We start from the raw sequence: 23,333 nt of genomic DNA, 5'->3' as shown, positions 1-23,333 counted from the left end.
CGCCGCGGCATACTCGCGACGTGCCTCCCCGCAGCCGCGCCGCGACCTACGCCAAGCGCCGTCAGCGACGGATGGCCAAGGTGGACCACGACCTGACCGACGACCAGTGGTTCGCGCTCATGGAGATCTGGGGCGGCTGCGCCTACTGCGGCGCCGTGGACGCCGCCCTCCAGAAGGACTGCATCCTGCCGATCTCGCGCGGCGGCCGCTACACGCTGACGAACGTCGTGCCAGCCTGTCGCTCCTGCAACGCCAGCAAGTGCAACCTCGAGGTCACTGCCTGGATGCGCCGCAAGAAGCTCGACGAGCGCACGTTCCTGGTCCGGCAGGCCGAGACGCTGCAAGCGCTCGCCTGAACCTCACGCGATAGAGGCGAAGAAACTCTCGACGTCACGACGGGTGCGGAGGCGGTGCCAGGCCAGGGCGGCGTACGGCCCTTCGGCCATCGCGGCCTCGTAGCGCTCACAGGTCCGGCTGTACGTCGTCCACGCCCACCACAGGATCGAATCCTCGCCGCGCCAGAACATCAGCCCGCCCCAGCCTTCGCGGTTGCCGCTCCACAGCTCCTCCCGGGTGGCTGCCCGACGCACGGTCCGCGCGATGGACTGCCACATCGCTCGCCAGCGAGGCGGGTTCACCCACACCACCGTGTCGGCCCGTTCCCAGACCAGCGTCCCGAGCTTGCTCTGATAATTGCCGTCGACGACCCACGCGTCGCCCGCGGTCGCCGCAGCAACACGATCCCGTAGTTCCTCGGCGCTCGCCTGAGCCCAGTCCGGCCCCCAGTGCAGGTCGTCGAGCTCGACGTGTGGAAGGTCCAGCGCCGCGGCGATCCGACGTGCGGCGGTCGTCTTGCCCGAGCCGGAACTGCCCACCACCGAGATCCGCCGCACGACACCCACCTAGTCACGGACCGGCGCGCATCCTGTCCTTACGGAGACCGGCGGGCGATGATCGAGGGGTGAGCACGGTCGAACCAGCGATCGGGTGGGGCAAGATCCTCACCCTGCTCACCGTGCTCGCCGTCGCGAACGTGTGGTTCAAGCCGTTCGAGAACCGCGAGACGCCCCCGGCCACCGCGACCCGGATCAACAGCGTGACCGAACCGCTCGTGCGCCGTACACCGGGGTGGACGCCGTTCGCCGCGGCGACGGTCACGCCGGGGATCCAGACCCTCACCGGTCGCGCGCAGTGCACGACCAACTTCGTCTTCACCGACGCCGGCGGCAACGTCTATCTCGGTCAGGCGGCACATTGCGCGTCGGCGAGCGACGATGAGATCAACGGCTGCAGGGCGCGGTCGAAACCGCTCGGGACCAGGGTGACCTTCAACCTGCACGGCACGAAGTACGACGCCGGGAAGCAGCTCGCGAAGGGGCGTCTGGCCTACAGCAGCTGGCACACCATGCGCAGGATCGGCGAGACGGACCCGAACGCCTGTCGCTTCAACGACTTCGCGTTGATCAAGGTGGACGCTCGCGACCGCAAGCTGGTCAACCCGACCATGCCCCACTGGGGCGGACCCGAAGGGCTCTCCGAGGGCGGCCTCTACATCCTCGACCGCGCCTACGGGTTCGGCCGCTCCTCGCTGCGCCGCGACAACAGCCCCGCCTCCCGCCAGGCCGCTCAGACGATGGCCGACCAGCCCGAGACCGAGGGCTGGGCCCACGTGATCATCGCCCCCTCGCCGGGCATCCCGGGCGACAGCGGGAGCGGGTACGTCGACGAGCACGGCCAGGCGCTCGGCACCCTGTCGACGCTGAGCATCGGCAGCGTCCTCTACAACGTGCTCGGCGACCTGATGCGGGAGCTGGAGTACGCCCGCCGGCACTCCGGGATCAGCGACCTCCGCCTGGAGCTCGGCACGGTGCCGTTCGACCAGGAGCGGGCCGAGGCCGCCGAGGTGCTCGCCCAGTAGTAGGAACTAGTGGCCGCGGACGTGCGGCGAGATCAACGCCGTACGCACCGAGATGCCGATCTCGCGGGTCCTCAGCGTCGTGATCCGGCGTCCCGGCTGGACGGCGTCCTTGACCGGGCCCGTGCGGTCGCCGAGGAACGCGGCCGTCGCGTCGATGTCGTCGACCGTGTGGGTCAGTCCCCACAGGCTCGCGGGCCCGTCGGTCGCAGAGTCCGGGGACCCGACGACCTCGAGGATCACGTCCCCGAGCCGGAAGAACGCCTGCCGCACGGGCATGCCACCGAGCTCGCCGTCCCGGACGCGACGCGGGTCCAGGCCGATCCCGCCGAACGCCCCGAGCGTCCGGGACAGGTCCGGCGACAGGAGCACGACGTGGTCGATGTACGTCACGCCGTTGGCATGGTGCGCAGGCTCGACGAGCGGCGCGTCCGAGACCGTCGTCACCACACCGTCGACATCGGTCAGGTCCTCGGGAACACCGCGCAGCGACCAGCCGACGATGCCCTTGCCCTGGGCGCTCCCGACCAGCCGGAGCCGCACGGACCCGACCCGACAGACCCCGTCGTCATCGACGGTGAACCCGGCCGCGGCCCACGCCTCCGGGGCATCCGCGATCACGAGTTCATCGATGGTCACGTCCACGGAGGGACCCTACCGAGGACGCCGAGGCGCTCGAGCCGTTGCGACGACGGAACCGCCGGACGGCGTACTTGATGCCGACCGCAACCCAGGCAACCACGAATCCTGCCGCGGCTCCGAAGGCTGTCAACTGGACGACCTGTGTCTGGGAGCTGACCGGGTCGACGTACACCTCGAGGTCATCGCCATCGGCGACGCGGACCACTTCGTAGCGCTCCCCGACCTCGAGTTCGCCGTTGCACGACGATCGGTCCCGGAAGGTGCCCGGAAGGCCGGCCGGTGGATCGTCCGATCGCCACGTGACATCAGTCCTGGGCCCTTCGTGCTTGCCGCAGCCGAACCAGGATTCGTCGTGAATCGTCACCGCCTCGGCCTGCTCGCGCGGATACCCGCGTGTCTCGGAGAGTTCCGGCCCCCAGGTGAGGAAGAAGACGGCTGCCATCAGCAGGCTGATGATCGCCGCAAAGAGCCAGGCCGCCAGCAAGTCCTCGGCGTTCCCGATGCGCCGATACCAGTACCGGACCGCCGCGAACCGTCGCGGCTTGCCGGCCCCCAGTTCGCGTTCCAGCACGTCCCGCCAGTCCGCGTTCGCCAGGCCTCCGTTGACCAGCACGTCGCGCTCATCGACCTCGGCAAGCGCAACAGCCCGCCGGAGTTCGTCGACGTCGCCTGCAGCGGCCAGCACCGCAGCCGCCTGGATCCGCTCTACATCCGAGGCTCCCCCGACCAGGCACACCACCTCGGCGACCGTGCCATCGTCACGAAAGTCCCGCGCGATACGGGCGTGAAGCCGCTCCGACACCGCGCTCATCGGGGTCACCGCGTCAGACGTTGAAGCGGAACGAATCGAGCCGATTCCGACATTGCTCGATATTCGCTAGTTGTGGGGCTGACCTGAGCAAACGTTGTTCGGTGGCCATGGACGCTGTCGGTCCGTTTCGGTCCTGGTGAGGGCAGATTGAGGGCAGATAGGGTCGAACCCGCCTACGGGATTGTTTGCGGCAGCAGCGTGAAGTAGCCGCCGCCCTTGGGCGTGATCGACGGAAAGTGCCGCCTGTCCAGGGTGGCGATCTCTTGTGCTCCGAGGCGCTCAGCCACGGCCACCACCGACGCATCCGTGCCACCGAGCGGGAACGACGCAAACTGGCGGACCAACTCGGCCATGCGCGCAACGTCGTCGTTGGTCAGCTCGACCAGAGTGAACGTGCCGTCCGCAACCGAGTCGAGGAATGCCGCCTCGACCTCTGGCCCGCCGTGATGATTGAGCCAGTAGCAGACCTCAGCCAGCACCGTCGCGGGAAGAACGATGGCTTCGTTGGCCATGAACAGGTCACGGAACAGATCGGTGGCGGTGAAGTAGTGCTCGTCCCGCTCGTTGGCCAGAGCGACGAGCGGGCCGGTGTCGCAGACGATCAACGCTCGCTACCGAAACCTCGCGACATCACGGTGTCGATGTACTCGGGTGATGAGCCGTTCGTCGGGCCGTCTTTGACCATGCCAACGAACTTCGGCGGCCAGGTCCCTCTCGGCTTCGATTCAGCCAGCCGCTTGGCGTCGGCGAGCAGCACGTCCACCTGATCGTCGGGCATGCCCTCGATCAGGTGAATCAACTCGTCGCGATTTGCGGTCATGCCAGCAAGTCTAGGCGACTCGTCCGACGATCGGCGGACGTCAGATTGCGGGCGCGCGAGGCTCGTCAGCCGCTCGACCTCTGCTCGATCCAGCGCACCGCCACACAACCGAACGATCTCCGACATGGCGACGCCTTCGACGTCACGGAGTTCAGAGAGCGCGCGTCCGACATCGAGATCGGCACGCGGGCTGCGGCCTAGCTGCTCACGGGTATTGAGGACGCGAAGAACCACCGCCTCGATTCGTTGAGCACGGCGGATCAGTTGATGGCTGCGTTCCTCGCGTCGCTCCCAGATTCGGCGCCGACCCAGCTGACTGCTCATCGCAGGCCTCTGCGCGGAACCGACCGACGAGCCAGGCGCGTGATCTCGTCGGCGACGCTGCTCCACTTCGCATCATCAAGTGACCCATCCCCCGCCAGTTCCCCGATCTGGCGGAGCACCCGCCGACAGGCTGCCGGCGAATGGAGCACCGCATCGACATGCTGCTCGATGGGGACGGTCGGCTCCATGCCACGTTGGACGGCCTGCCGCTCCGCATAGTCCGCTCGACGGCAGGCTGCGCTGCACCATCGCTTCGGACGTCCAGGATGACGAGGTACTCCCTCGTAGATCCGACGGCCGCACCGCTCGCACGGCCGATCGGTGATCACTCGTCCTTCTCCAGCCCCAGCGTCCACGCGATGACGACCGCAGATCGCCACCGCAGGTGCTTGCCGACCCGGAACCCCTTGGGGCCGTAGCCCGTGTGACGCCACGAGTAGATGGTCTGCTTCGGGACGCCGAGGTAGTTGGCGACCTCCGCGATGGTCCAGAGCTCGCTGTAGTCCATCGGCTTCGACGGACGCTGCACCGGCAAGGTCGGTGCGGTCCCGGCGTGGCTTGAAGGTCCGCGGCTCCCCGGTCGGCTCCCTCTCGACGATGGAGCCGAATCGCTCCAGAGTCCCGGCTGATTCTCGTTGCTTGCTTGACTGGTCATGTCCGGCCTTCCTTCGGAAACTGATGGTCACCTTCAGTCACCTAAGGGCGGTGAACCTGCGGCAGCGATCACCTCACGCCGAACCCGAACGCCTCCACTGACGGAAGGCGCCCCTGGGGACCTGCCGGCGCCGACAGGTGCAGCGAGATTCATCGGGACGAATCTCGGCCGGGAATGCAATAGGTGTGTGCCAGTTCGTTCTTGGCGCCGGTGGATGGGGGGACGCCGGTTCAGGTCGAGCATCGATGGGGAGGCCGCGAGCAAGGCAGCGATGGGTGGTCTGCGGCCTGACGAAAGGAACGGGATGCGTCCTGTCATGCCGATGTGCGGGCGGCGAAGATCGAAAAGTCAGGCGCTCCTCACTGGCTGTTCAGCCCAGGTCGGGCGCGACGGCCTCGCTCCATCGGGAGTAGTCGGTGCGGCTTGTCCCCGTCCCCGGCGTGTTGGCAAGAGGCTCGCTGTAACGCACGTCGACGCGCACAGGCAGCCCGTTCGGCGCGATCCAAAGATCGGCCGGCCTGGGCCCCGTTAGAAGCGCGGGCACCATGGCTGGATTTCCCATTGCGGCCAAGTTGAGTTCAAGGTGGAAGTGGTGCACCTTCTGGCCGGCCACTTGCTCATCGCCGATGTACTCGAGGTTCCGTGCCATAGCCGCCATCCGCTGGAAGTCCTCGCGAACATCGCTGTGTGCCACTACCGCGAGGAGATGCTCGTCGTCGGCCGGCGGCGGGCCGGGAGCCTTGGTCCAAGGCTCCTTGCTTGAGGTGCGGCCGAAGTACTCGCCGTTCGCCCGCGCGAAGCTCAGCAGGTCGTGTTGCACGTCCATCTCGAGGATGAAGTCGTCTTCGGTGCCGTACTCCTGAAGCAGGACTGTGGGGGCTGGCGGATTCAGGTTGCCAATCTCTTGCCGGACGCTTGATTCCTGAGCGAGTGCCGCGTCCACGGTCGCAAAGAGTTTCTGGGCTGAACTCGTGACATCCACGGCCACGGGCGTCCGGCTAATCAGACCTGTCGGAGACGATGTTGGATCCGCGTCGAGCGCGCGTCCACCGGCCTCATCACCGCACCCTGTGAGCGAGGCACTCGCGAGAGCGAACAGCAGCGCCGACCGGGCTAGATTCATCGCCCAACCATAGGTGACATCCGCTCGGACATGGCTCCCCTCTGTGTCAAGAAGCTCGTCTGAGTGGAGTCTTAGACTTGTCTCTGACGGGTCTGGGAAGTGGCTTGTCCGAAGAGCTGGTTCGGGGTTGTGAGCCGGTCGCGCTGGAGTCAGAGTCGTTACCCCGTTGCCCTCCCGGACCCGTCGCCATGTGCCGCGCCGCATCGTTGACCATCGTGCGATAGACGATGTCCGACAGCCTTCGCTTGAGCAGCCGCATCGATTCGTTCGAGGTCTTCCCGCGGGCCTTGGTGCGGTCGTAGAACGCACGTCCTTCGGTGTCGTGACGCAGCTGGACGGTGGCCATGATGTGCAGGACCCGGTTGATCTGCCGGTTCCCGCCACGCGACAGTCGGTGCCTGACGTTGTCGCCAGAGGACGCGTCGATCGGCGCAGTGCCGGTCCAGGACCCGAAGTGGTTCTTGTTCGGGAACCGGGTGATGTCACCGACCTCAACAAGCAAACGCGCGGCCCCTGAGGGCCCGATGCCTTCCAGGTCCAACAGCCCTGTTCCGGTCGCGGTGATGAGGGCTTTGAGTTCCTTGTCCGCGGCCTTCTTCCTCGCGTAGATCCGCTCGAGGTCGCCGATGAGTTCGGCAGCGACGCGGCGTCGGGTCTTGCCGGCGATGTCACGTGGTCGCACGGTGGCGAGCAGGGCCTTGGCCTGGGCTGCGGAGAGATCTCTCTTCGCGCCACCGGGGATGAGTTCGAGCAGCAGGGCATGGACTTGTGAGGTCTTGCGGGTGTGCTCCTCACCCAAGGATCGGCGTCGGTCGACCAGCAGCCGCAGCACGGCGAGTTGTTCGTCGTTGACGACCGGACGCAGCCCGCTCATCCGGGTTCCGACCAGCGCGACGGAGTGCGCGTCGGTGGCGTCGGTCTTGCGGCCCTGGCCGGTCGCGAAGACCCGCGTCCGGGCAGACATCTTGGGCGGGACATCAACCACCGTTTCGCCTTCGGCGAGGAGGCGGTTGGCGACGTGGCGTCCGATTCCGTTGCAGCCCTCGATGGCCCAGATGTGGTCCGGGAACTGGTTGACATAGCGCCTCAAGTCGGCGAACCCGGCCTCATCGGTGGCGAACCGGCCACCACCCAGGATCGTCTCGTCAGCGCCCATCACCTCGATCGTGACCGACCTCTTGTGTGGGTCCATCCCGACCACGACGCGGTTGATCGTCTTGCTCATGTGCTCCTCCGATGCTCGCTTCCATCACTGGTTGTCGAGTCGGGAGGGCAACGCTACTTCGAGCCGTGCAAACCCCTCTTGAGCCTCTCCGGACCCTGGCGACACCCGGCCCGCGCAAGCCATGTGAGAGCCACACGACCATGCGTGGGCAGCCGCAATCAGAGCGACGGACCGGGCGCCTGGACCGAGCCTCGCCAGACACCGGTCCTGAGGTCAATGAAACAAGTAGCCGCTGTCGGGGCGGAACGCCCGACAATGCCGCTGGTCGGCCGCTAAGACAAGGATGAGGTGCGACCATTGAGCATGGTCCCAGCACCTAGTGAACCCGGCGAGATCGCTGTGGGAACCATCTATGAGGACTGTGCTTACCACCCGGTCCTCTGTACTGCCGTTCACGACGATGGCTCAGTCAGCGGCATCTCCCTCATTGACGCCTCGGAGCCCAGGAACTGCGCGCCGGACGATTGCGGCGCAGTGCCACTCTCGGTCGACGACATCGTCCTCGCTCTGCGGGACTTCGAGGCCTACGTGGCTCGCCGTACTGACGAAGTCACGGCCGAGGTGGAGTAGGGCACGACTTCCGCCCGCTCATGCCGCGGATCGGATGCCTCGCACGGCTTCCGCGTGCCAGGCTGCTCGCGGTCACAGAACGAGACTCCGAGTGATTGAATCGATCCATGGTGGCCTTTCACGGTTTGCACGAGAAGAAGGACTTCTCTGGTCAGAGTTTCCGTCTGGCGACTCTTGATGGCCTCATGTTCAAGATGTGCGACTTCTCGGGTGCTGACTTGCGAGGTGCTTCGATCCGCGGCACCCATTTCGCAGGCTGCGACCTACGAGGCGTCGACTTCAGCGGAGCCGACCTCACCGAGGCCGTGTTCAGTTTCGTGATGACCCATGATCCGGAGTACGGCCTGTGCGACGTAACTGGCGCGACCTGGACGGGCGCCAACCTGAAACGAGTGACCACGGATCGAGTCGTTGGGTGGCCAAAAGACTGACGTGCTGAGTCCGACCACATTGTCGTCCGGTCTGCTGCAGAGCCCCGCTGACAGCTTCTATCGGTCGATGATGACGACATCCGAACGCGGAGGCCTTCGCAGGCTGTTGCGAGCGGTGTTCGCGACCATGTCGCTCGGATCCTTCATGAGGAGTTTCATCAACGGTCGGTTCGTGCCATGCACGGTTAGCCAGAACCTCACATTGGTCGACTTGTCCCGAGCGAGCTCGAAGTAGACGTCGTCGGGGTTCCTGTCGGAGCTGGCCAGAATCGCCCTGGTCTCGGCGTTTGGGTCCTGAGCCAGCGTCCGACGTTGATTGTCCGTCGTCAGGGGATTGAGGGCGAGGCTGCCACGGACTCTGGGATGGGCGTCGCGCAACAACTGCGCCACGATCACGGCGTGCGGAGTGGCCCAGGCAAGTTCCTCACGAACGTGCCAGTCGTCGTCCTCTGTCAACCGTGCGGAGGGAGTGGCGTCCAGGTCCTCCAACTGGGCGAGCGCGCGACGGGCATGGACGTGGCCACTGATCGCGACCCAGGCGCGGGTCTGCGACGTCGTGTTCGGGTGCTGGACCGCTTCCCTGCTGATGTACGGGTCTGGATCGCACACCAACTTCACCAAAGCGTCGCCTGGACAAGTCGGGTTCTCGACGACGACTTCTCTCACGCTCTTCGTCTCATCTGTCGCCAACGCGATCAGAGCATCAGGCATGGCATCTTCGCGGCCGGCGACAGCCTTGCGAACCTGGGAGCTGGGGTCGGCCGCGAGTTCGATCCATTCGGCACGCGACAGGACCCCGTGCGCAGCATGGTTGCGCCGCTCGCTCACCTTCATGTCGGCACCCTAGACAACCAGGGCCCGAGGGCGTGCCTGATTGCAGTTCGGAGGGGTGCGGCGCACCCAACAAAGTGTCCGCCTCAGCCCAGAGCCAGAACACTCGGCAACAACCGGAACGCACCACCAACGAGTCACGGATTACCTCGACGAGGTCGGATCATCGACCTACTCTCGATGGTCTCGGAGAGGAGTCCCGATGCCAGAGGGGATCACGAAACGCGGCAACTCGTGGCGCGCCCGGTACCGCAACCCGGAGACGGGCCTGCAGCACGAGCGGGCTTTCACCAAACAGGTCGATGCGATCAAGTGGCGACGGCAGCAGCTCGACGCGCTTGACCGCGGACGGTGGGTCGACCCGCAGGCGGGGAAGGTCTCCTTCCGGCGGTACTTCGAGTCCTGGGAGCGAGACCAGGTCTGGACCGACGGCACCCGCAAGGCGATGTCCCTCGCGGTCCGATCGACCACGTTCGCGGAGATGGACCTGCGCAAGATCCGGCCAAGCCATGTCGAGGGCTGGGTGAAGTCGATGACCGTCGCCTCGCCCGAGCGATCTGCGCCGCTGGCGCCCGGGACGATCAAGACCCGGTTCGTGAACGTTCGGTCGGTGTTTCGGGCCGCAGTCCGTGACGGGATGGTCGCGACCGACCCGACGGTGCGGGTGCGGCTCCCCCGTCAGCGCAAGCGTGAGGCGGCGATGACGATCCCGACACCGGAGACGGTGCGTCAGATCCTCGACGCCGCCGATCCCCGCTTCCGTGCCTTCATCGGCCTGTGCGCCTTCGCAGGCCTCCGATTGGGCGAAGCGGCGGCGCTGCAGGTCACGGACGTCGACTTCCTGCGCCGCGAGATCCATGTTCGTCGTCAGGTGCAGCGGGTCAACGGCGGAGAGGTCGACATCCGGCTACCGAAGTACAACTCCGAGCGGACCGTCCACGCTGCCCAGGCACTGATCGACATGCTCGCTGAACACGTGGCGCTCGGCCTCACCAACGAGTGGCTGTTCGAAGGCAACGCCAAACTTCCGCCGCATCAGAACACCGTCGGTCATCGATGGCGCACGACGCTGTCACGGGCAGGCGTGAGCGGCGTTCGCTTGCACGACCTTCGTCATTTCTACGCGTCGGGACTGATCGCCTCGGGTTGCGACGTGGTGGCTGTCCAGCGGGCTCTCGGCCACGCCAAGTCCACGACCACCCTGACGACGTACGCGCACCTCTGGCCCAACGCCGAGAGCCGGGTCCGGGACGCGTCCGCGCGACTCGCGGCCGAGGTCCTCGGCTCTGCTGAGGGCGCTGTGAGGGCAGAGAGTCGATAAACAGGCGCTGACCTGCGGCTTTACACGTTGAAGCGGAACTCCACCACGTCACCATCGGCCATGACGTAGTCCTTGCCCTCCATGCGGACCTTGCCGGCTTCCTTGGCCTTGGCCATCGAGCCCAGCGCGGTCAGGTCGTCGAAGGAGACGACCTCGGCCTTGATGAAGCCCTTCTGGAAGTCGGTGTGGATCACGCCGGCGGCCTCGGGTGCGGTGTCGCCCTTGCGGATCGTCCAGGCCCGCGTTTCCTTGGGCCCGGCCGTCAGGTAGGTCTGGAGACCGAGGGTCTCGAAGCCGACGCGGGCCAGGGTCTCGAGGCCGGGCTCGGTGACGCCGGCCTCGGCGAGGAACTCGGCGGCTTCCTCATCATCGAGCTCGACGAGCTCGGACTCGAACTTCGCGTCCAGGAAGATCGCCTCGGCGGGTGCGACGATCTCGCGCATCTTCGCCTTGAGGTCCTCGTCGGCGAGCTCGTCGGCGTCGCAGTTGAAGACGAAGATGAACGGCTTGGCGGTGAGCAGCGAGAGCTCGCGGAGCAGGTCGCGGTCGATCTTCGTCGCGATGATCGGCGTACCGGACTCGAGGGCTTCCTTCGCCTCCTTGACGGCCTCCAGGTTCGCGACCAGGTCCTTGACCTTCCGCGACTCCTTCTCCAGGCGGACGATCGACTTCTCGACCGTCTCGAGGTCCGCGAAGATCAGCTCGGTCTGGATGGTGGAGATGTCGTTGGCAGGGTTGACCTCACCGTCGACGTGCGTCACGTCCTCGTCGCGGAACACCCGGGTCACCTGGCAGATGGCCGCGGACTCACGGATGTGGGAGAGGAACTTGTTGCCCAGGCCCTCGCCCTGCGAGGCGCCGCGGACGATGCCGGCGATGTCGACGAACTCCACCGTCGCCGGGAGGATCCGCTCGGAACCGTAGATCTCGGCGAGCTTCGGGAGTCGCGCGTCGGGCACGCCCACCACGCCCACATTGGGCTCGATGGTGGCGAACGGGTAGTTCGCCGCGAGGACGTCGTTCTTGGTCAGCGCGTTGAAGAGCGTTGACTTGCCTGCGTTCGGGAGACCGACGATGCCGATGGTGAGTGCCACGGGCGCTGAGTCTATGGCCGTACGACGGACCGGCCCGAATCAGCGACAGACACAACGACGGCCCTCCCGGGGAGGCCGGGAGGGCCGTCGGTGGTGAGCAGGGGTCAGGAGCCGTACAGCGCCCTGACGCCAGCAGCGTCGGACGCCTGGAACTCCAGGTCGCTCGAACCGCCGTTGCACTGCGGGTAGTGCATGATCGAGGAGGAGTCGTACGGCGTCAGCGGGCGCCAATTGTTGTCCTCGAAGCAGGTGCCGGCCTCGGGGCGGGTGTGCTCGTGGCGGAACCCGAGGGTGTGCCCGAGCTCGTGCGCCAGGATGTCGATCGGCTCCCAGTTGCCGGAGGACCAGATCGAGTCATCGATCAGCACGTTGCGCGACCGCTTCGAGGTGCTCGGGAAGAACGCCCGGGCGATGTACTGCGACGTGGAGACCGGCTCGACGGAGAACAGCACGTTGTTGTTGCGGGTGGTGCAGCTGCTGTTCTGCGCGGGGACGTAGACGAAGTTCACCTTCGACGAGGCCGCCTCCCACAGGCCGGCGCCACCGGCCATCGCGTTGATGACGTCCGCCTGGCGGGTGCCGAACTTGGTGCTCACGCAGTAGGTCAGGTTGGCCGCCTGCGACGCGCTCCACTTGTCGTCGGCTCCGCCGACCGTGTTCACGATCAGCCCGTCGTGCTGGGTCTCGGTGGGAGCGACCATGCTCTCGTAGAACTTCTTCAGGTCGCCCTTGGTCGAGATGACCTCGTCACCGTTGACGACGAACGCTCCGTCGACGTCGACGTACGTCGAGGACTCGAACTCCTTGTACGTGGGTACCGGGTCTCCCGCGTCCGCGCCGGAGGAGGACGGGACCGTGGCGCCGGCGAACGCGGCCACCAGACAGGCCACGCCGACGGAAATTCTGCTGACTCGCGATGACTGCATCAAAGAACCTTTCCCAAGAGAGGACATCTGGTTCATCGAAGCCCGTCATCACCCCCGACGACAAGAGATCGTCCGGTTCAGAAACCGGCAGGCCCCGTCGCTGCACGGATCTGAGCCACGGATACATTCGCACCGTGCGGATCGCCACCTGGAACGTCAATTCCCTTCGCTCGCGCATCGATCGTGTCGAGGCCTTCCTCGAACGCCACGACATCGACGTGCTCGCACTCCAGGAGATCAAGGCCCGCGAGGACCAGGTTCCACTGATGGGCCTCCAGGCCCGTGGGTACGACGTCGCGGCCCATGGGCTGGACCAGTGGAACGGCGTGGCCCTGATCAGCCGGGTCGGCCTCGAGGACGTGACGATCGGCTTCCCGGGCCAGCCCGGGTGGGGCGAGCCGCCCGTCATGGAGGCGCGGGCGATCGGCGCGACCTGCGGCGGCGTACGGATCTGGAGCCTCTACATCCCCAACGGCCGCAAGCCGGACGACCCGCACTACGCCTACAAGCTCGACTGGCTCGCCGGACTGCACACCGCGGCCGCTCCCTGGCTCGACGTACCCACCGCCCTGGTCGGCGACTGGAACATCTGCCCGACCGACGACGACGTCTTCGACGTCACCCAGTTCCGCAACTCGACCCACGTGACGCCCGCCGAGCGCGCCGCCTTCCAGGGCTTCCTCGACAGCGGCTGGGCCGAGGTGACCCGCGAACACGCACCCGGTTACACGTACTGGGACTACTACCGCCAGCGGTTCGAACGCGACCGTGGCCTGAAGATCGACTTCGTCGTCGGCTCCCCCGGCTTCGCCGCGCGGGTGACGGGTGCGTTCATCGACCGCGACGAGCGCGACCCCGCCCAGAACACCGGCTCCCCCAGCGACCATGCGCCGGTCATCGTCGACCTGGCCGACTGACCTACAGGCCCTGCCACTCCGGCTTGGCGTCGTAGACCGCGCGGTAGTGGTCGCGCCGGGCGAGGCCCGCAGCGGCCTCGGCGTCCGCGAGGATCGTGACGTGCGGATGCATCTGGAGCACCGACGCCGGGCAGGAGGCCGTGACCGGTCCCTCCACTGCCGCCGCCAGCGCAGCCGCCTTGCCGGGCCCGGTGGCGAGGAGCAAAAGGTGCCGCGCCCGGAGGATGGTGCCGAGGCCCTGCGTCAGCACATGACGCGGCACGTCCTCGACCCCGCCGAAGAACCGTGCGTTGTCGCGCCGCGTCTCCTCGGTCAGGGTCTTCAGCCGGGTGAGGGACGCCAATGAGGAGCCCGGCTCGTTGAAGGCGAGATGGCCGTCCGTGCCGATGCCGAGGACCTGGACGTCGACGCCCCCAGCGCCGTCGATCTCCGCTTCGTACCGGGCACCCGCCGTCGCCAGCGTCGCCGGACCCGGGTCCGGCCCGTGCACCCGGTCGGGCGGGATGCCCAGCGCGTCGGTGAGCTCGCGCGCGATCGTCGCCCGGTAGCTCTCCGGATGACCCGGTTCGAGGCCGACGTACTCGTCGAGGTTGAAGCACCGCACCCGTGCGTACGACGGTCCGACACCGGCGACGTACCGCCGGACCAGCTCGCGATAGGTGGGCAGCGGGGTCGAGCCCGTGGCCAGCCCGAGCACGGAATCGGCGTCGGCCGCGACCACACCCTCGATGACATCCGCGGCCAGTGCCGCGACGTCCTCCGGCGTACCCAGCGGAACGACCTCCATCAGCGCATCTCCCCGTGCAGCAGGTGTCCACCCACCACGGTGGCCGCCACTTCCAGCTCGTCGTCGACGAGCGTCAGGTCGCCGCGGGCGCCAGCGGCGATCGTGCCCCGGGACCGGTCGCCCAGCACCCGCGCCGGCACGGCCGTCGCGGTGGCAACGGCGTGCGCCAGACCGCATCCGGCGGCGCTGCGGAGCACGGCCAGGCACTGCGGCAGGTCCACGGCTGATCCGGCGAGGGTGCCGTCCTCGAGCCGCACCGTGCCACCGCCGACGACGACGTGCTGCTCACCCAGCCGCGTTGGCCCGTCGGGCAGGCCCAGCGCTGCGGTGCAGTCGGTGACGGCGAGGAAGCGGTCCGGGCCGAGGGCCTGCCAGAAGGCCGCGAGGGTCGTGGGATGCAGGTGGTGGCCGTCGGCGATCACTCCTGCGGTCAACCGGGGGTCGGCGAGTGCGGCCGCGATCGGGCCGGGTTCGCGGCCCAGGAACGGCGGCATCGCGTTGCCGAGGTGGGTGACGAGACGGGCGCCCCGGTCCACGGCGGCGAGCACCTGGTCGCTGGTGGCGTCGGTGTGGCCGATCGCCACCAGCACACCGCGAGCGGTGAGGTCCGCGATCACCTCGAGCGCTCCGGGGAACTCCGGCGCGATCGTCACCAGCGCGACTCCGTTCGCACGCGACCATCCCTCGACCAGTTCCGGCGCCGGCACCCGGAGCCAGTGCTCCGGGTGTGCACCCTTGCGCGCGGGCGCCAGCATCGGGCCCTCGAGGTGCAGGCCCAGCGGTACGGCGCCGCGCCACCCGGCGGGCGGACCGGCGGCCAGGACAGCCATCGCCGCTTCGCGTGAGTCGGGTCCGGACGTGATGATCGTCGGCAGGAACGCGGTGACGCCCCACCGGGGCAGCGCGGAGGCGACCTCCCACAGGCGCTCGGGCTCGAGGGTGAGGTCGAGGCCGGCGACCCCGTTGACCTGGAGGTCGATGAGTCCGGGCAGGACGTGCAGCCCGCCGGCGTCGTACGTCGGGAGGGAGCGGGGTCCGTCGTCGACGACGTGGCCGCCGACGATGGCGACCTCGACCGGCTGGCCGGCGGCATCGACGCCCCCGACGATCCTCAGGTCAGCCATCGCTCCTCCCGAGGAGGGCCGCTCCGAGCGCGGCGACGGGGAGGTCCTGCGGGACCAGCCGGACCCGGCCGGCCAGGTCGAGCGAGGCGAGGAACGGCGACCCGGTTGCCTGCTCGGCCAGCGCATGGGCGACAGCGACCCGCAAGCGCTCGCCAACGCCGGCGACGCCGCCACCGAGCACCACGACCTGGGGATCGACGGTCAGCGCGACCAGCCGTACGGCGTCGGCGAGGTGCGCGGCGAAGCGGTCCCTGATCGCCACCGCTGCCGCATCGCCGCTCGCGGCCGCGTCGAAGAGTGCCTGCGCCGGCGGCCGGTCCGTCGAGGGCCAGAGTGCCGCCAGCGCCGAGCCGGACGCCACCGTCTCCAGACAACCCACCTGGCCGCACTCGCACAACGGGCCGGACGGGTCGACCGGGATGTGCCCGATCTCGCCGGCCGCATTGCGCGCCCCGCGGCGCAGGACGCCCCCGAGGACGGCCGCGGCGGCCAGGCCGGTGCCGATGCTGAGGTAGACGAGGTCCTGATGGCCGACCAGAGCCGTCGCGCCCAGGGCCGCGGCATTGGCGTCGTTGTCGAGGACCACCCGCATCCCCGTCACGGCGGCGAGACGGGACCCGAAGGGGAAGCCGTCGTCCACGCCCAGGTTCACGGCGTGCCGCACCGTCCCGTGGTCAGTGTCCACCAGACCGGGGATGCCGACGCCGACGATGCCGTCGAGGGACTCCCCCGACGCCACCCGGAGCCGGGAGACGACCTCGGCTGCGGCAGCCACGACGTTGTCACCCCCGGCAGGGCTGCCGGCCCGCACCTCGGCGACGACGCGACCGTCCGGTGACGCCACCACTCCGAGGATCTTGGTGGCCCCGATGTCCAACCCCACGAGCAGCCCGCTCACCGCGTCCAACCTGCCTTCTCCAGTAGTTCCTCGACGGCCGTGATCGACGGTCGACTGTTGCCGCGGGTGCAGATCCGGGCGTGCGGACTCGAGGTCCAACCAGTGCGGGGGCCCGGCCAGCCCCACTCCACGACCACCGCCGGACCGGACACGGCGGCGAGCATCGCCGCCACACCAGGTCGTCGATGCGCATCCCGGACCTGTACGACGACCGGCCCGTCCGGCACCGCGTCGCCCTCGGCCACGACGAGATCGGCGACCACGCCCCAGCGCCCTTCACCCACCGCGATGTTGGCCTCGGACGCGATGCTCACGATCCGTGCGCCACCCAGGTCGGGCAGGGTGCCCTCGACGACGAGCGCCGCCCGCGCCGCCGCAACGAAGTCCGTCTGCTCGAACGGGTCGAACGGGTCGGGCAGGCGGGGCGGGTCGGCCGCCCGGGAACCGCGCGGCAGGTCGGCCACCCGCGCAGCCGCTTCGGCGAGCCGGCCCAGCGGCAGCTGCCCGCTCCGGACCGCCTCCTCGATGGCGGCCTGGACCTCGCGCACCAGGGACGGATCCTTGTCCGATCCCAGGCACAACAGGTCGGCGCCGGCCGCGAGCGCGAGCACCGCCGCCGCGGGAATCCCTCGGCCGGCCGAGGCTCCGGCCATGTCCAGCGCGTCACTGACGACCACGCCGTCGTACTCCAGCTCGCTGCGGAGCAGCGAAAGGATCGGCTCGCTCATCGTGGCCGGCAGGTCGGGGTCGAGCGCCGGCACCATCAGGTGCGAGGTCATCACCGCTGCGGTGCCCGCCGCGACGGCGGCGGCAAAGGGCACCAGCTCGCGCTGGCGAACGGTGGCGGCCGAGGCGTCGAGCACCGGGAGCGTCAGGTGGCTGTCCTGCGCGGTGTCACCGTGGCCGGGGAAGTGCTTCACACAGGCCGCGACGCCGGTCGCCTGCAGACCGGCCAGCCAGGCAGCGACGTGCCTCCCGACGAGGGCCGGATCGGCACCGAAGCTGCGGGTGCCGATGACCGGGTTGTCCGGATTGCTGTTGACGTCGGCGACTGGACCCAGCACGAGGTCGACACCGAGCGCGGCCAGCTCCTGGCCGACGGCGACGCCGACCGCTTCGGTCAGCGCGAGGTCGTCCACCGCTCCGAGGACCGCAGGCCCGGGGACCGGGCTCGCGTCGCCCACGTGCAGCCGGGTGACGTCTCCGCCCTCCTCGTCGATCGCGACGAGAGCTCCCGCACGATGGGCGCGGATCGAGGCAATGAGAGCGACGGCATCGGCCCCGGCGCCGGTCAGGTTGGAGCCGAACAGGCAGATCCCGCCCAGTCCCTCGTCGAGGAGGCGCGCCCACTCCGCCGGGAGCACCGGTCCGTGGAACGACGCCAGCTGCACCTGGAGCGCGAGCGCGGCCACCTGGTCGCTCATCCCTTGACCCCGCCCGCCGTCATGCCCGACACGACCCGCCGCTGCACGACCAGGAAGAAGACGATCACCGGAATCGTGATCAGTGTCGAGGACGCCATGATCGCGCCCCAGTCGACACCACGGCTGCGGTCGTCGGTGAAGGCGACCAGCCACACCGGCAGGGTCTCCTTCGACGGGTCGGTCATCACCACGACGGCGAGGGTGAACTCGTTCCAGGCCTGGATGAAGCCGAAGACCCCGGTCGCCACCAGGCCCGGTGCGAGCAGAGGCAGCGTGACCCGGAAGAACGCTCCAGTCCGCGAGCAGCCGTCCATCATGGCGGCTTCCTCGAGCTCGCGCGGCACCCCGTCGACGAACCCGCGCAAGGTCCACACCGTGAACGGCAGCACGCTGGCGACATACACGAGGGTCAGGCCGATGACCGAGTTGAGCAGGCCCATGCCGTCGAGCATCTTGTACTGGCTGATGAACAGCGCCTCGGCCGGGATCATCTGGATGACCAGCAGCGCGAGGATGAACGAGCGCCGCCCCCGGAAGCGGAACCGGCTCACCGCCACGGCCGCCAGGAAGGCGAAGATCAACGCGACGGCCACGGTCAGCAGGGTGACGCTGAGGCTGGTCACCAGCGCGTTCGTGAAGTCGTTGTCGCCCAGGACGCGCTGGTAGTTGTCGAGGGTGCCGTGCGTCGGCACGATCTCGGGATCCTCGCCCTTGATCCGGTTGCGCGGCAGGAACGAGCGGCTCACCATCCAGTAGACCGGGAACACGCACGCGAGGAAGACCAGTACGCCGATCAGGTCGGCGCCGATCCGGACGGGGAGCGGGGTCTTGCGGCTCACGACTCGTCCTCCGCCTTGAGCATCAGGCGCACGTACGGCGCGGTGAGGACCACGGTCAGGACGAGCATGAACATCGCGGCCGCCGCTGCCATCCCGAAGTCGCCGCCCTTGATGCCGAGAGTGTGGATGTAGGTGCCGAGCAGGTTCGTGTCCTTGGCGATCCCGCCGGCCCGCTGGAGGGTGTAGATCTGCGTGAACACCCGGAGGTCCCAGATCACCTGGAGCAGCACGACGACGAGCAGCACCGGCCGGATCGACGGGAAGACCACGTGCACGAAGCGTTGCCACACGCCCGCGCCGTCGATCTGGGCGGCCTCGACCACGTCCTCGGGGACCTGGGTCAGGGCGGCGTACAGGGTGAAGGCCACGAAGGGGACGCTCATCCAGACCACGATGATGGTGGCGACCAGGAAGAACGACCACGGATCGAGCAGCCAGCCGTGCCGGTGGAAGTCGCCGCCGGCCTTGGTGAGCAGCCAGTTCACGACCCCGTAGTCGGTGTCGAAGAGGAACTGCCACACCGTCATCGCCGCGACCACGGGCATCGCCCAGGCCAGCATCAGCCCGCACTGGGTCACGACCCGCACGAACCGGCTCATCCGGGTCATCAGCAGCGCGAGGCCGAGCCCGATGGCAAAGGTCAGGCCCGCGTTGACGAAGCAGAAGGCGACGGTCCGCAGGACGACGGCCCACAGCTCACCGTCGGTGAGCAGCTCGCGGTAGTTGGCGAAGCCCGCCCACACCGGCGCCTGGCCGAACTGCTGCGCCAGCCCGAACTCCTGGAGGGACAGGACCACCTGGCGCACCAGCGGATAGCCGAGGGCCAGGCCGAGGGCGATGGTGGCCGGGACGACCAGCCCGTAGGGCAGCGGCGATCGGCGTGCGGTGGATGCCACGGGCTCCTCCTCTCGAGGACGGCGTGTCAGGACGGCGTGTCAGGACGGTACGACGTCCGGCCGGCCATGGGGACCGGCCGGACGTCGTGCGAGGGGTCGAGCTAGTTGAGTTCGGCGGTGATCTCGTCGTCGGCCTCGGCCGCGAGCTCCTTCACGTCGCCGCCCTGGGCGATCTCGCTGAACAGGTCCTCGAGGATGAACTTGCCCTCGACGGTGGCCCACGCGGCTGCCGCCGGCGTCAGCTTGGCGTTGGACGCAGCAGCGACCGTGGCCTGGGCGAACTCGTCGTCGCCGAGCTTGCTCGCGAACGACTGCCGGGCCGGCGTCAGGCCTGCCTCGGCGAGGATCGTCTGGTACTCATCGCTGAGCATCAGCGCGACGACCTTGCGGGAGAGGTCCTGGTTCGGCGACTTCGCCGACACGGCGATGTCCGAGCCGCCGAGCAGCACCGGCGCGGGCTCACCGTCGGTGCCTGGAAGCGCGAAGACACCGACCTGTTCGGCGAGCTTCGGGCATCCGCTCTTGGGGTCCGTCAGCATGCCGTACACCCAGCCGGGTCGCGACATCATCCCGATCTTGCCCGCGCAGAAGGGCGTCACCGGGTCCGCCTCGTTGGCGTCGGCCGGAGCCCCGGATGCCGACTTGTACAGGTCCTGGAAGGCCTGCAGTCCGGCGATCGACTCGCTCGAGGAGAGCGTGCCCTTCCAGCCGTCACCGTCGGGCTCGGCGAACTCGCCGCCGGCATCCCACAGGAGCGCGGCACCGTCACGCCAGTCCTTGCCCGGCAGCCAGTAGCCGGAGAAGTCGGCCTTGCCGCTCTCCGCCTTGAGCTTGGCGGCCGCGTCGACGAACTCCTCCATCGTGGTGGGGACGCCGTCGACGCCCGCCTGCTCGAACAGGTCCTTGCGGTAGAAGACGTACGTCGATCCCGCGTAGTACGGCACGGCGAACGTCTTGCCGTCGACCGTGGCGCCGTCGACGAAGCCGGTCAGCAGGTCGTCGCCGCCGAGGTCGGCCAGGTCGTCGCTGAGATCACTGAATGCACCGACCGTCGTGAACGTCGGCGCCTGGGTGTTGCCGACCTCGACCACGTCCGGCGTCTGGTCGGCAGAGGTGAGCGCGGTGGTGAGCCGCTCGACGAGGCCCTCCCATTCCTGCTGCTCGATGGTGAGGGTCGACCCGGGGTTCTGGTCCTCGAAGGTCGTCTTGAGCCAGTCCCGCGCCGCCTGGGGGGTGTCGGCGCCGTTGAGCCAGACGACGAGGTCGGCCTCGGTCGGGCCGCCGCCGGACGACTTGTCGTCGTCGGAGCCGCATGCGCTGGTCACGGCCAGCAGGACGGCCGTGGCCGCGACTGCCAGAGTCTTCTGAATTCGCACCGCTAGTTCCCTTCGATTCTCACTACTGGACGCGGCCCCGGTGGGACCGCGCGGACGCTGCTGGCTGGACGCACGCGATGGCGCTGTCGCCCTGTCACGACACCCCCAGCTCTCCCGAGAGCACGACGCCGGTGGCGCCGACGAGGACGCCGTCGTCGCCGAGGGTCGAGACCCGGACGGCGAAACCGGCGGAGGAGACCGGCATGACCCGGTCCCGGATGGCGGCCTCGGCCTCGCGGGCCAGTGGCTCGACCAGGTCGGCGGGTCCGCTGAGCACGACCTCGCCGAGGTTCAGGGTGGCCACGACAGGAGCCAGGGCCTGTCCCAGCCTCCGGCCGGCGTCCCGCAGGACGGCCTCGGGGTCGCCCGCCCCGATCCGTCGACGCAGCCGCGGCACGGCGACGAAGGTCTCCAGGCAACCGGGCCGGCCGCAGGCACAGATCTCGCCGTCGGGGTCGACCTGGACGTGGCCGATCTCGCCGGCCGCGCCCCCGTTGCCGTGGAGCACGGTCCCGCCGAGGACGAGGCCGGCACCCACACCGGTGCTGAGCCGGAGCAGGAGCAATCCGCCCTCGCCACCCCCGCCGAAGGTGTACTCCCCCGTCACGGCGGTGTTGGCGTCGTTGGCGACGTAGACCGGCTGGTCGAGGGTGGCACCGAGCGACTCCGCGAGGGGGACGTCGTGCCAGCCGAGGTTGGGGGCGTCGAGGACGACACCGTCCGGGCTGACCACGCCGGGCGTGGCCACGGCGACGCCGAGCAGCGGGCGGGTGCTGCGGGAGACGAGATCGGCGGTGAACTCCTCCACCAGCTCGAGTGCGTCCGCGCCCCGACGTCCCTCGAGCGGGCGCCCGTCGCGGACGACGACTTCGCCCACCAGGTTCAGGATCGCGCCGACGACCTGGTCGTCGACCGACAGGTCGATGGCCACGACGTGCTTGGCGTCGGGGACCAGCCCGACCAGTGTCGGCGGCTTGCCCACGCGGATCTCGACCGGTGCACCGAGCTCGGTGAGCAGCCCCTCGGCGATCAGCTCGGCCACGAGCTCCGACACGGTGACGCGCGTCAGGCCACTGCTGCGCGCGAGGTCGGCACGGCTGGCCGGACCCTGTGCGAAGAGCTCCTGGAGGAGCATCGCGCGGTGGTGGCGACGGGAGTCTGCTCGCCGGAGCTTGATCCGGTCACGGGGGGCCCGATCCGTCGGGGTTCGCCAGGACATGTTTGTTAGTTCACCATACGAACATATAAGGTGCAAGCATTCCGAGCGATCCACGTCACATTTCACCTAGCAGGAGCAGCGATGGCCGGCATCACCTTCGAAGCAGCACAGCGGTGGTACGACGGCGCCGACGCCCCCGCCGTACCCGGGATCGATCTCGTGGTCGAGGACGGCGAGTTCCTCGTCCTCGTCGGGCCGTCCGGTTGCGGGAAGACCACCACCCTGCGCATGCTCGCGGGCCTGGAGGAGGTCGACGCGGGCCGGATCCTGATCGGCGACCGGGACGTCACGCGCCTGGCCCCGAAGGACCGCGACATCGCGATGGTGTTCCAGAGCTACGCCCTCTACCCCCACAAGTCGGTCCGCGAGAACCTCGGCTTCGCCCTCAAGATGGCCGGCGTCGACCGCGAGGAGAGGGAGCGCCGGGTCGACGACGTGGCCGCCCTCCTCGGCCTGACCGAGCTGCTCGACAGGAAACCGAGGGCCCTGTCGGGTGGTCAGCGGCAGCGCGTCGCCATGGGCCGGGCGATCGTGCGCGAGCCCCAGGTGTTCTGCATGGACGAGCCGTTGTCCAACCTCGACGCCAAGATGCGGGTCCAGACCCGCAGCGACATCGCCCGCCTCCAGCGCGAGCTCGGGGTCACCACCGTCTACGTCACCCACGACCAGGTGGAAGCGATGACCATGGGCGACCGGGTCGCGGTCATGAACGCCGGCGAGATCCAGCAGATCGACGCCCCTCTCGCCCTCTACGACCGCCCGGCCAACCTCTTCGTCGCGAGCTTCATCGGATCACCGCAGATGAACCTGCTCGAGGCTCGGGTCGACGACGGCCAGGTGTTCCTCGGGAGCCACCGCCTCTCCCTCGATGCGGCGACGAGCAGCGGGCTCACCGATGCAGTGACGATCGGCGTCCGCCCGGAGGGCTGGCAGTTGGTGTCCGCCGGCGACGGCATCCCCCTGAAGGTGCACCTCGTCGAAGAACTCGGCTCCGAGGGCTTCGCCCACGGCACGGCCGACCTCGGCGACCGCGAAGTGGCGCTCGCCGTACGCCTGCCGTCGCGGGGCCACGTCGGGCCGGACGACACCGTGCACCTGGCCGTGCCTGCCGGAGCAGCCCACGTCTTCGACACGGCGACAGGTCGCCGGATCGGCCCCTGACCGC

Annotated in this window: 25 protein-coding genes; 6 read left to right on the top strand and 19 right to left on the bottom strand. The window is 68.7% G+C overall.

Annotated features, from left to right (window positions below; genetic code table 11):
- Positions 1-20: 20 nt before the first annotated feature.
- Positions 21-356: an HNH endonuclease gene (locus ACOACQ_RS08275; protein ID WP_420288033.1), complete on the top strand. Its 336-nt coding sequence runs from the start codon at positions 21-23 to the stop codon at positions 354-356.
- A gap of 3 nt (positions 357-359) precedes the next feature.
- Here ACOACQ_RS08275 and ACOACQ_RS08270 read toward each other — a convergent pair whose 3' ends face one another.
- Positions 360-893 (bottom strand): AAA family ATPase, encoded by a 534-nt coding sequence (locus ACOACQ_RS08270; RefSeq protein ID WP_420288032.1) that lies wholly within the window; start codon positions 891-893, stop codon positions 360-362.
- Positions 894-961: 68 nt separating this feature from the next.
- Between ACOACQ_RS08270 and ACOACQ_RS08265 the strand changes: the two genes are divergently transcribed.
- Positions 962-1,918 carry a hypothetical protein gene (locus tag ACOACQ_RS08265; RefSeq protein ID WP_420288031.1) on the top strand — a complete coding sequence of 319 codons (957 nt, stop codon included), beginning with the start codon at positions 962-964 and terminating at the stop codon, positions 1,916-1,918.
- Between the two features lie 6 nt (positions 1,919-1,924).
- Here the strand turns inward: ACOACQ_RS08265 and ACOACQ_RS08260 are convergent, their stop codons facing one another.
- The 7 genes from ACOACQ_RS08260 to ACOACQ_RS08230 all read right to left on the bottom strand — a co-directional run bounded on the left by ACOACQ_RS08260 (position 1,925) and on the right by ACOACQ_RS08230 (position 7,515).
- Complete coding sequence (locus tag ACOACQ_RS08260; protein WP_420288030.1) at positions 1,925-2,560, bottom strand: hypothetical protein; 636 nt, start codon at positions 2,558-2,560, stop codon at positions 1,925-1,927.
- On the bottom strand, positions 2,541-3,368 hold the full coding sequence (locus tag ACOACQ_RS08255; protein ID WP_378605434.1) for a hypothetical protein: 828 nt from the start codon (positions 3,366-3,368) through the stop codon (positions 2,541-2,543). Before ACOACQ_RS08255 ends, ACOACQ_RS08260 begins: the two co-directional genes overlap by 20 nt.
- A 173-nt stretch (positions 3,369-3,541) precedes the next feature.
- Positions 3,542-3,973 carry a type II toxin-antitoxin system VapC family toxin gene (locus tag ACOACQ_RS08250; protein ID WP_378605437.1) on the bottom strand — a complete coding sequence of 144 codons (432 nt, stop codon included), beginning with the start codon at positions 3,971-3,973 and terminating at the stop codon, positions 3,542-3,544.
- Positions 3,970-4,512, bottom strand: a complete 543-nt coding sequence (locus ACOACQ_RS08245; protein ID WP_378605440.1) for a hypothetical protein — start codon at positions 4,510-4,512, stop codon at positions 3,970-3,972. Before ACOACQ_RS08245 ends, ACOACQ_RS08250 begins: the two co-directional genes overlap by 4 nt.
- Before the next feature lie 325 nt (positions 4,513-4,837).
- Positions 4,838-5,041: a helix-turn-helix transcriptional regulator gene (locus ACOACQ_RS08240; protein ID WP_420288029.1), complete on the bottom strand. Its 204-nt coding sequence runs from the start codon at positions 5,039-5,041 to the stop codon at positions 4,838-4,840.
- A gap of 496 nt (positions 5,042-5,537) precedes the next feature.
- Positions 5,538-6,290, bottom strand: a complete 753-nt coding sequence (locus tag ACOACQ_RS08235) for a hypothetical protein (protein ID WP_378596093.1) — start codon at positions 6,288-6,290, stop codon at positions 5,538-5,540.
- A 46-nt stretch (positions 6,291-6,336) separates the two neighbouring features.
- On the bottom strand, positions 6,337-7,515 hold the full coding sequence (locus tag ACOACQ_RS08230; protein WP_378596094.1) for an IS110 family transposase: 1,179 nt from the start codon (positions 7,513-7,515) through the stop codon (positions 6,337-6,339).
- 677 nt (positions 7,516-8,192) lie between these two features.
- On the opposite strand from ACOACQ_RS08230, the gene ACOACQ_RS08225 reads away from it, so the two are divergent.
- Positions 8,193-8,516, top strand: a complete 324-nt coding sequence (locus ACOACQ_RS08225; protein WP_378596095.1) for a pentapeptide repeat-containing protein — start codon at positions 8,193-8,195, stop codon at positions 8,514-8,516.
- 57 nt (positions 8,517-8,573) lie between these two features.
- Here ACOACQ_RS08225 and ACOACQ_RS08220 read toward each other — a convergent pair whose 3' ends face one another.
- Positions 8,574-9,350 (bottom strand): hypothetical protein, encoded by a 777-nt coding sequence (locus ACOACQ_RS08220; RefSeq protein ID WP_420288028.1) that lies wholly within the window; start codon positions 9,348-9,350, stop codon positions 8,574-8,576.
- Between the two features lie 199 nt (positions 9,351-9,549).
- Between ACOACQ_RS08220 and ACOACQ_RS08215 the strand changes: the two genes are divergently transcribed.
- Positions 9,550-10,668: a tyrosine-type recombinase/integrase gene (locus tag ACOACQ_RS08215; protein WP_420288027.1), complete on the top strand. Its 1,119-nt coding sequence runs from the start codon at positions 9,550-9,552 to the stop codon at positions 10,666-10,668.
- 20 nt (positions 10,669-10,688) lie between these two features.
- On the opposite strand, the gene ychF is transcribed toward ACOACQ_RS08215, so the two are convergent.
- Together ychF and ACOACQ_RS08205 are read right to left on the bottom strand one after the other, a co-directional pair.
- Positions 10,689-11,762, bottom strand: coding sequence for a redox-regulated ATPase YchF (gene ychF, locus ACOACQ_RS08210; protein WP_378596099.1), 1,074 nt, complete (start codon positions 11,760-11,762; stop codon positions 10,689-10,691).
- Between the two features lie 104 nt (positions 11,763-11,866).
- Positions 11,867-12,652 carry a M57 family metalloprotease gene (locus tag ACOACQ_RS08205; RefSeq protein WP_420288026.1) on the bottom strand — a complete coding sequence of 262 codons (786 nt, stop codon included), beginning with the start codon at positions 12,650-12,652 and terminating at the stop codon, positions 11,867-11,869.
- 170 nt (positions 12,653-12,822) lie between these two features.
- Between ACOACQ_RS08205 and ACOACQ_RS08200 the strand changes: the two genes are divergently transcribed.
- Positions 12,823-13,605, top strand: coding sequence for an exodeoxyribonuclease III (locus ACOACQ_RS08200; protein WP_420288025.1), 783 nt, complete (start codon positions 12,823-12,825; stop codon positions 13,603-13,605).
- Between the two features lies 1 nt (position 13,606).
- Here ACOACQ_RS08200 and nagB read toward each other — a convergent pair whose 3' ends face one another.
- From nagB to ACOACQ_RS08160, 8 genes are all read right to left on the bottom strand, one after another.
- Positions 13,607-14,392: a glucosamine-6-phosphate deaminase gene (gene nagB / locus ACOACQ_RS08195; protein ID WP_420288024.1), complete on the bottom strand. Its 786-nt coding sequence runs from the start codon at positions 14,390-14,392 to the stop codon at positions 13,607-13,609.
- A complete protein-coding gene (gene nagA / locus ACOACQ_RS08190; protein ID WP_378596103.1) occupies positions 14,392-15,516 on the bottom strand; it encodes an N-acetylglucosamine-6-phosphate deacetylase in 1,125 nt (374 codons plus the stop codon). The genes nagB and nagA overlap by 1 nt, the downstream gene beginning before the upstream one ends.
- Positions 15,509-16,414 carry an ROK family protein gene (locus tag ACOACQ_RS08185; protein ID WP_378596104.1) on the bottom strand — a complete coding sequence of 302 codons (906 nt, stop codon included), beginning with the start codon at positions 16,412-16,414 and terminating at the stop codon, positions 15,509-15,511. Before ACOACQ_RS08185 ends, nagA begins: the two co-directional genes overlap by 8 nt.
- A complete protein-coding gene (locus ACOACQ_RS08180; protein WP_378596105.1) occupies positions 16,411-17,838 on the bottom strand; it encodes a glycoside hydrolase family 3 N-terminal domain-containing protein in 1,428 nt (475 codons plus the stop codon). The genes ACOACQ_RS08185 and ACOACQ_RS08180 overlap by 4 nt, the downstream gene beginning before the upstream one ends.
- The gene (locus ACOACQ_RS08175; RefSeq protein WP_378596106.1) at positions 17,835-18,677 is read right to left on the bottom strand and encodes a carbohydrate ABC transporter permease; all 843 of its coding nucleotides are present in this window, start codon (positions 18,675-18,677) and stop codon (positions 17,835-17,837) included. Before ACOACQ_RS08175 ends, ACOACQ_RS08180 begins: the two co-directional genes overlap by 4 nt.
- Positions 18,674-19,573 carry a carbohydrate ABC transporter permease gene (locus ACOACQ_RS08170; RefSeq protein ID WP_378596107.1) on the bottom strand — a complete coding sequence of 300 codons (900 nt, stop codon included), beginning with the start codon at positions 19,571-19,573 and terminating at the stop codon, positions 18,674-18,676. The genes ACOACQ_RS08175 and ACOACQ_RS08170 overlap by 4 nt, the downstream gene beginning before the upstream one ends.
- A gap of 101 nt (positions 19,574-19,674) precedes the next feature.
- Positions 19,675-20,949: an extracellular solute-binding protein gene (locus tag ACOACQ_RS08165; protein ID WP_378596108.1), complete on the bottom strand. Its 1,275-nt coding sequence runs from the start codon at positions 20,947-20,949 to the stop codon at positions 19,675-19,677.
- A 94-nt stretch (positions 20,950-21,043) separates the two neighbouring features.
- Positions 21,044-22,168: an ROK family transcriptional regulator gene (locus ACOACQ_RS08160; RefSeq protein ID WP_378596109.1), complete on the bottom strand. Its 1,125-nt coding sequence runs from the start codon at positions 22,166-22,168 to the stop codon at positions 21,044-21,046.
- Positions 22,169-22,249: 81 nt separating this feature from the next.
- On the opposite strand from ACOACQ_RS08160, the gene ACOACQ_RS08155 reads away from it, so the two are divergent.
- The gene (locus tag ACOACQ_RS08155; protein ID WP_378596110.1) at positions 22,250-23,329 is read left to right on the top strand and encodes an ABC transporter ATP-binding protein; all 1,080 of its coding nucleotides are present in this window, start codon (positions 22,250-22,252) and stop codon (positions 23,327-23,329) included.
- The last annotated feature ends 4 nt before the right edge of the window (positions 23,330-23,333 follow it).

Source organism: Nocardioides sp. CPCC 206347 (assembly GCF_048654605.1).
Taxonomy (GTDB): domain Bacteria; phylum Actinomycetota; class Actinomycetes; order Propionibacteriales; family Nocardioidaceae; genus Nocardioides.
This window is presented reverse-complemented; position numbering and strand designations above follow the sequence as displayed.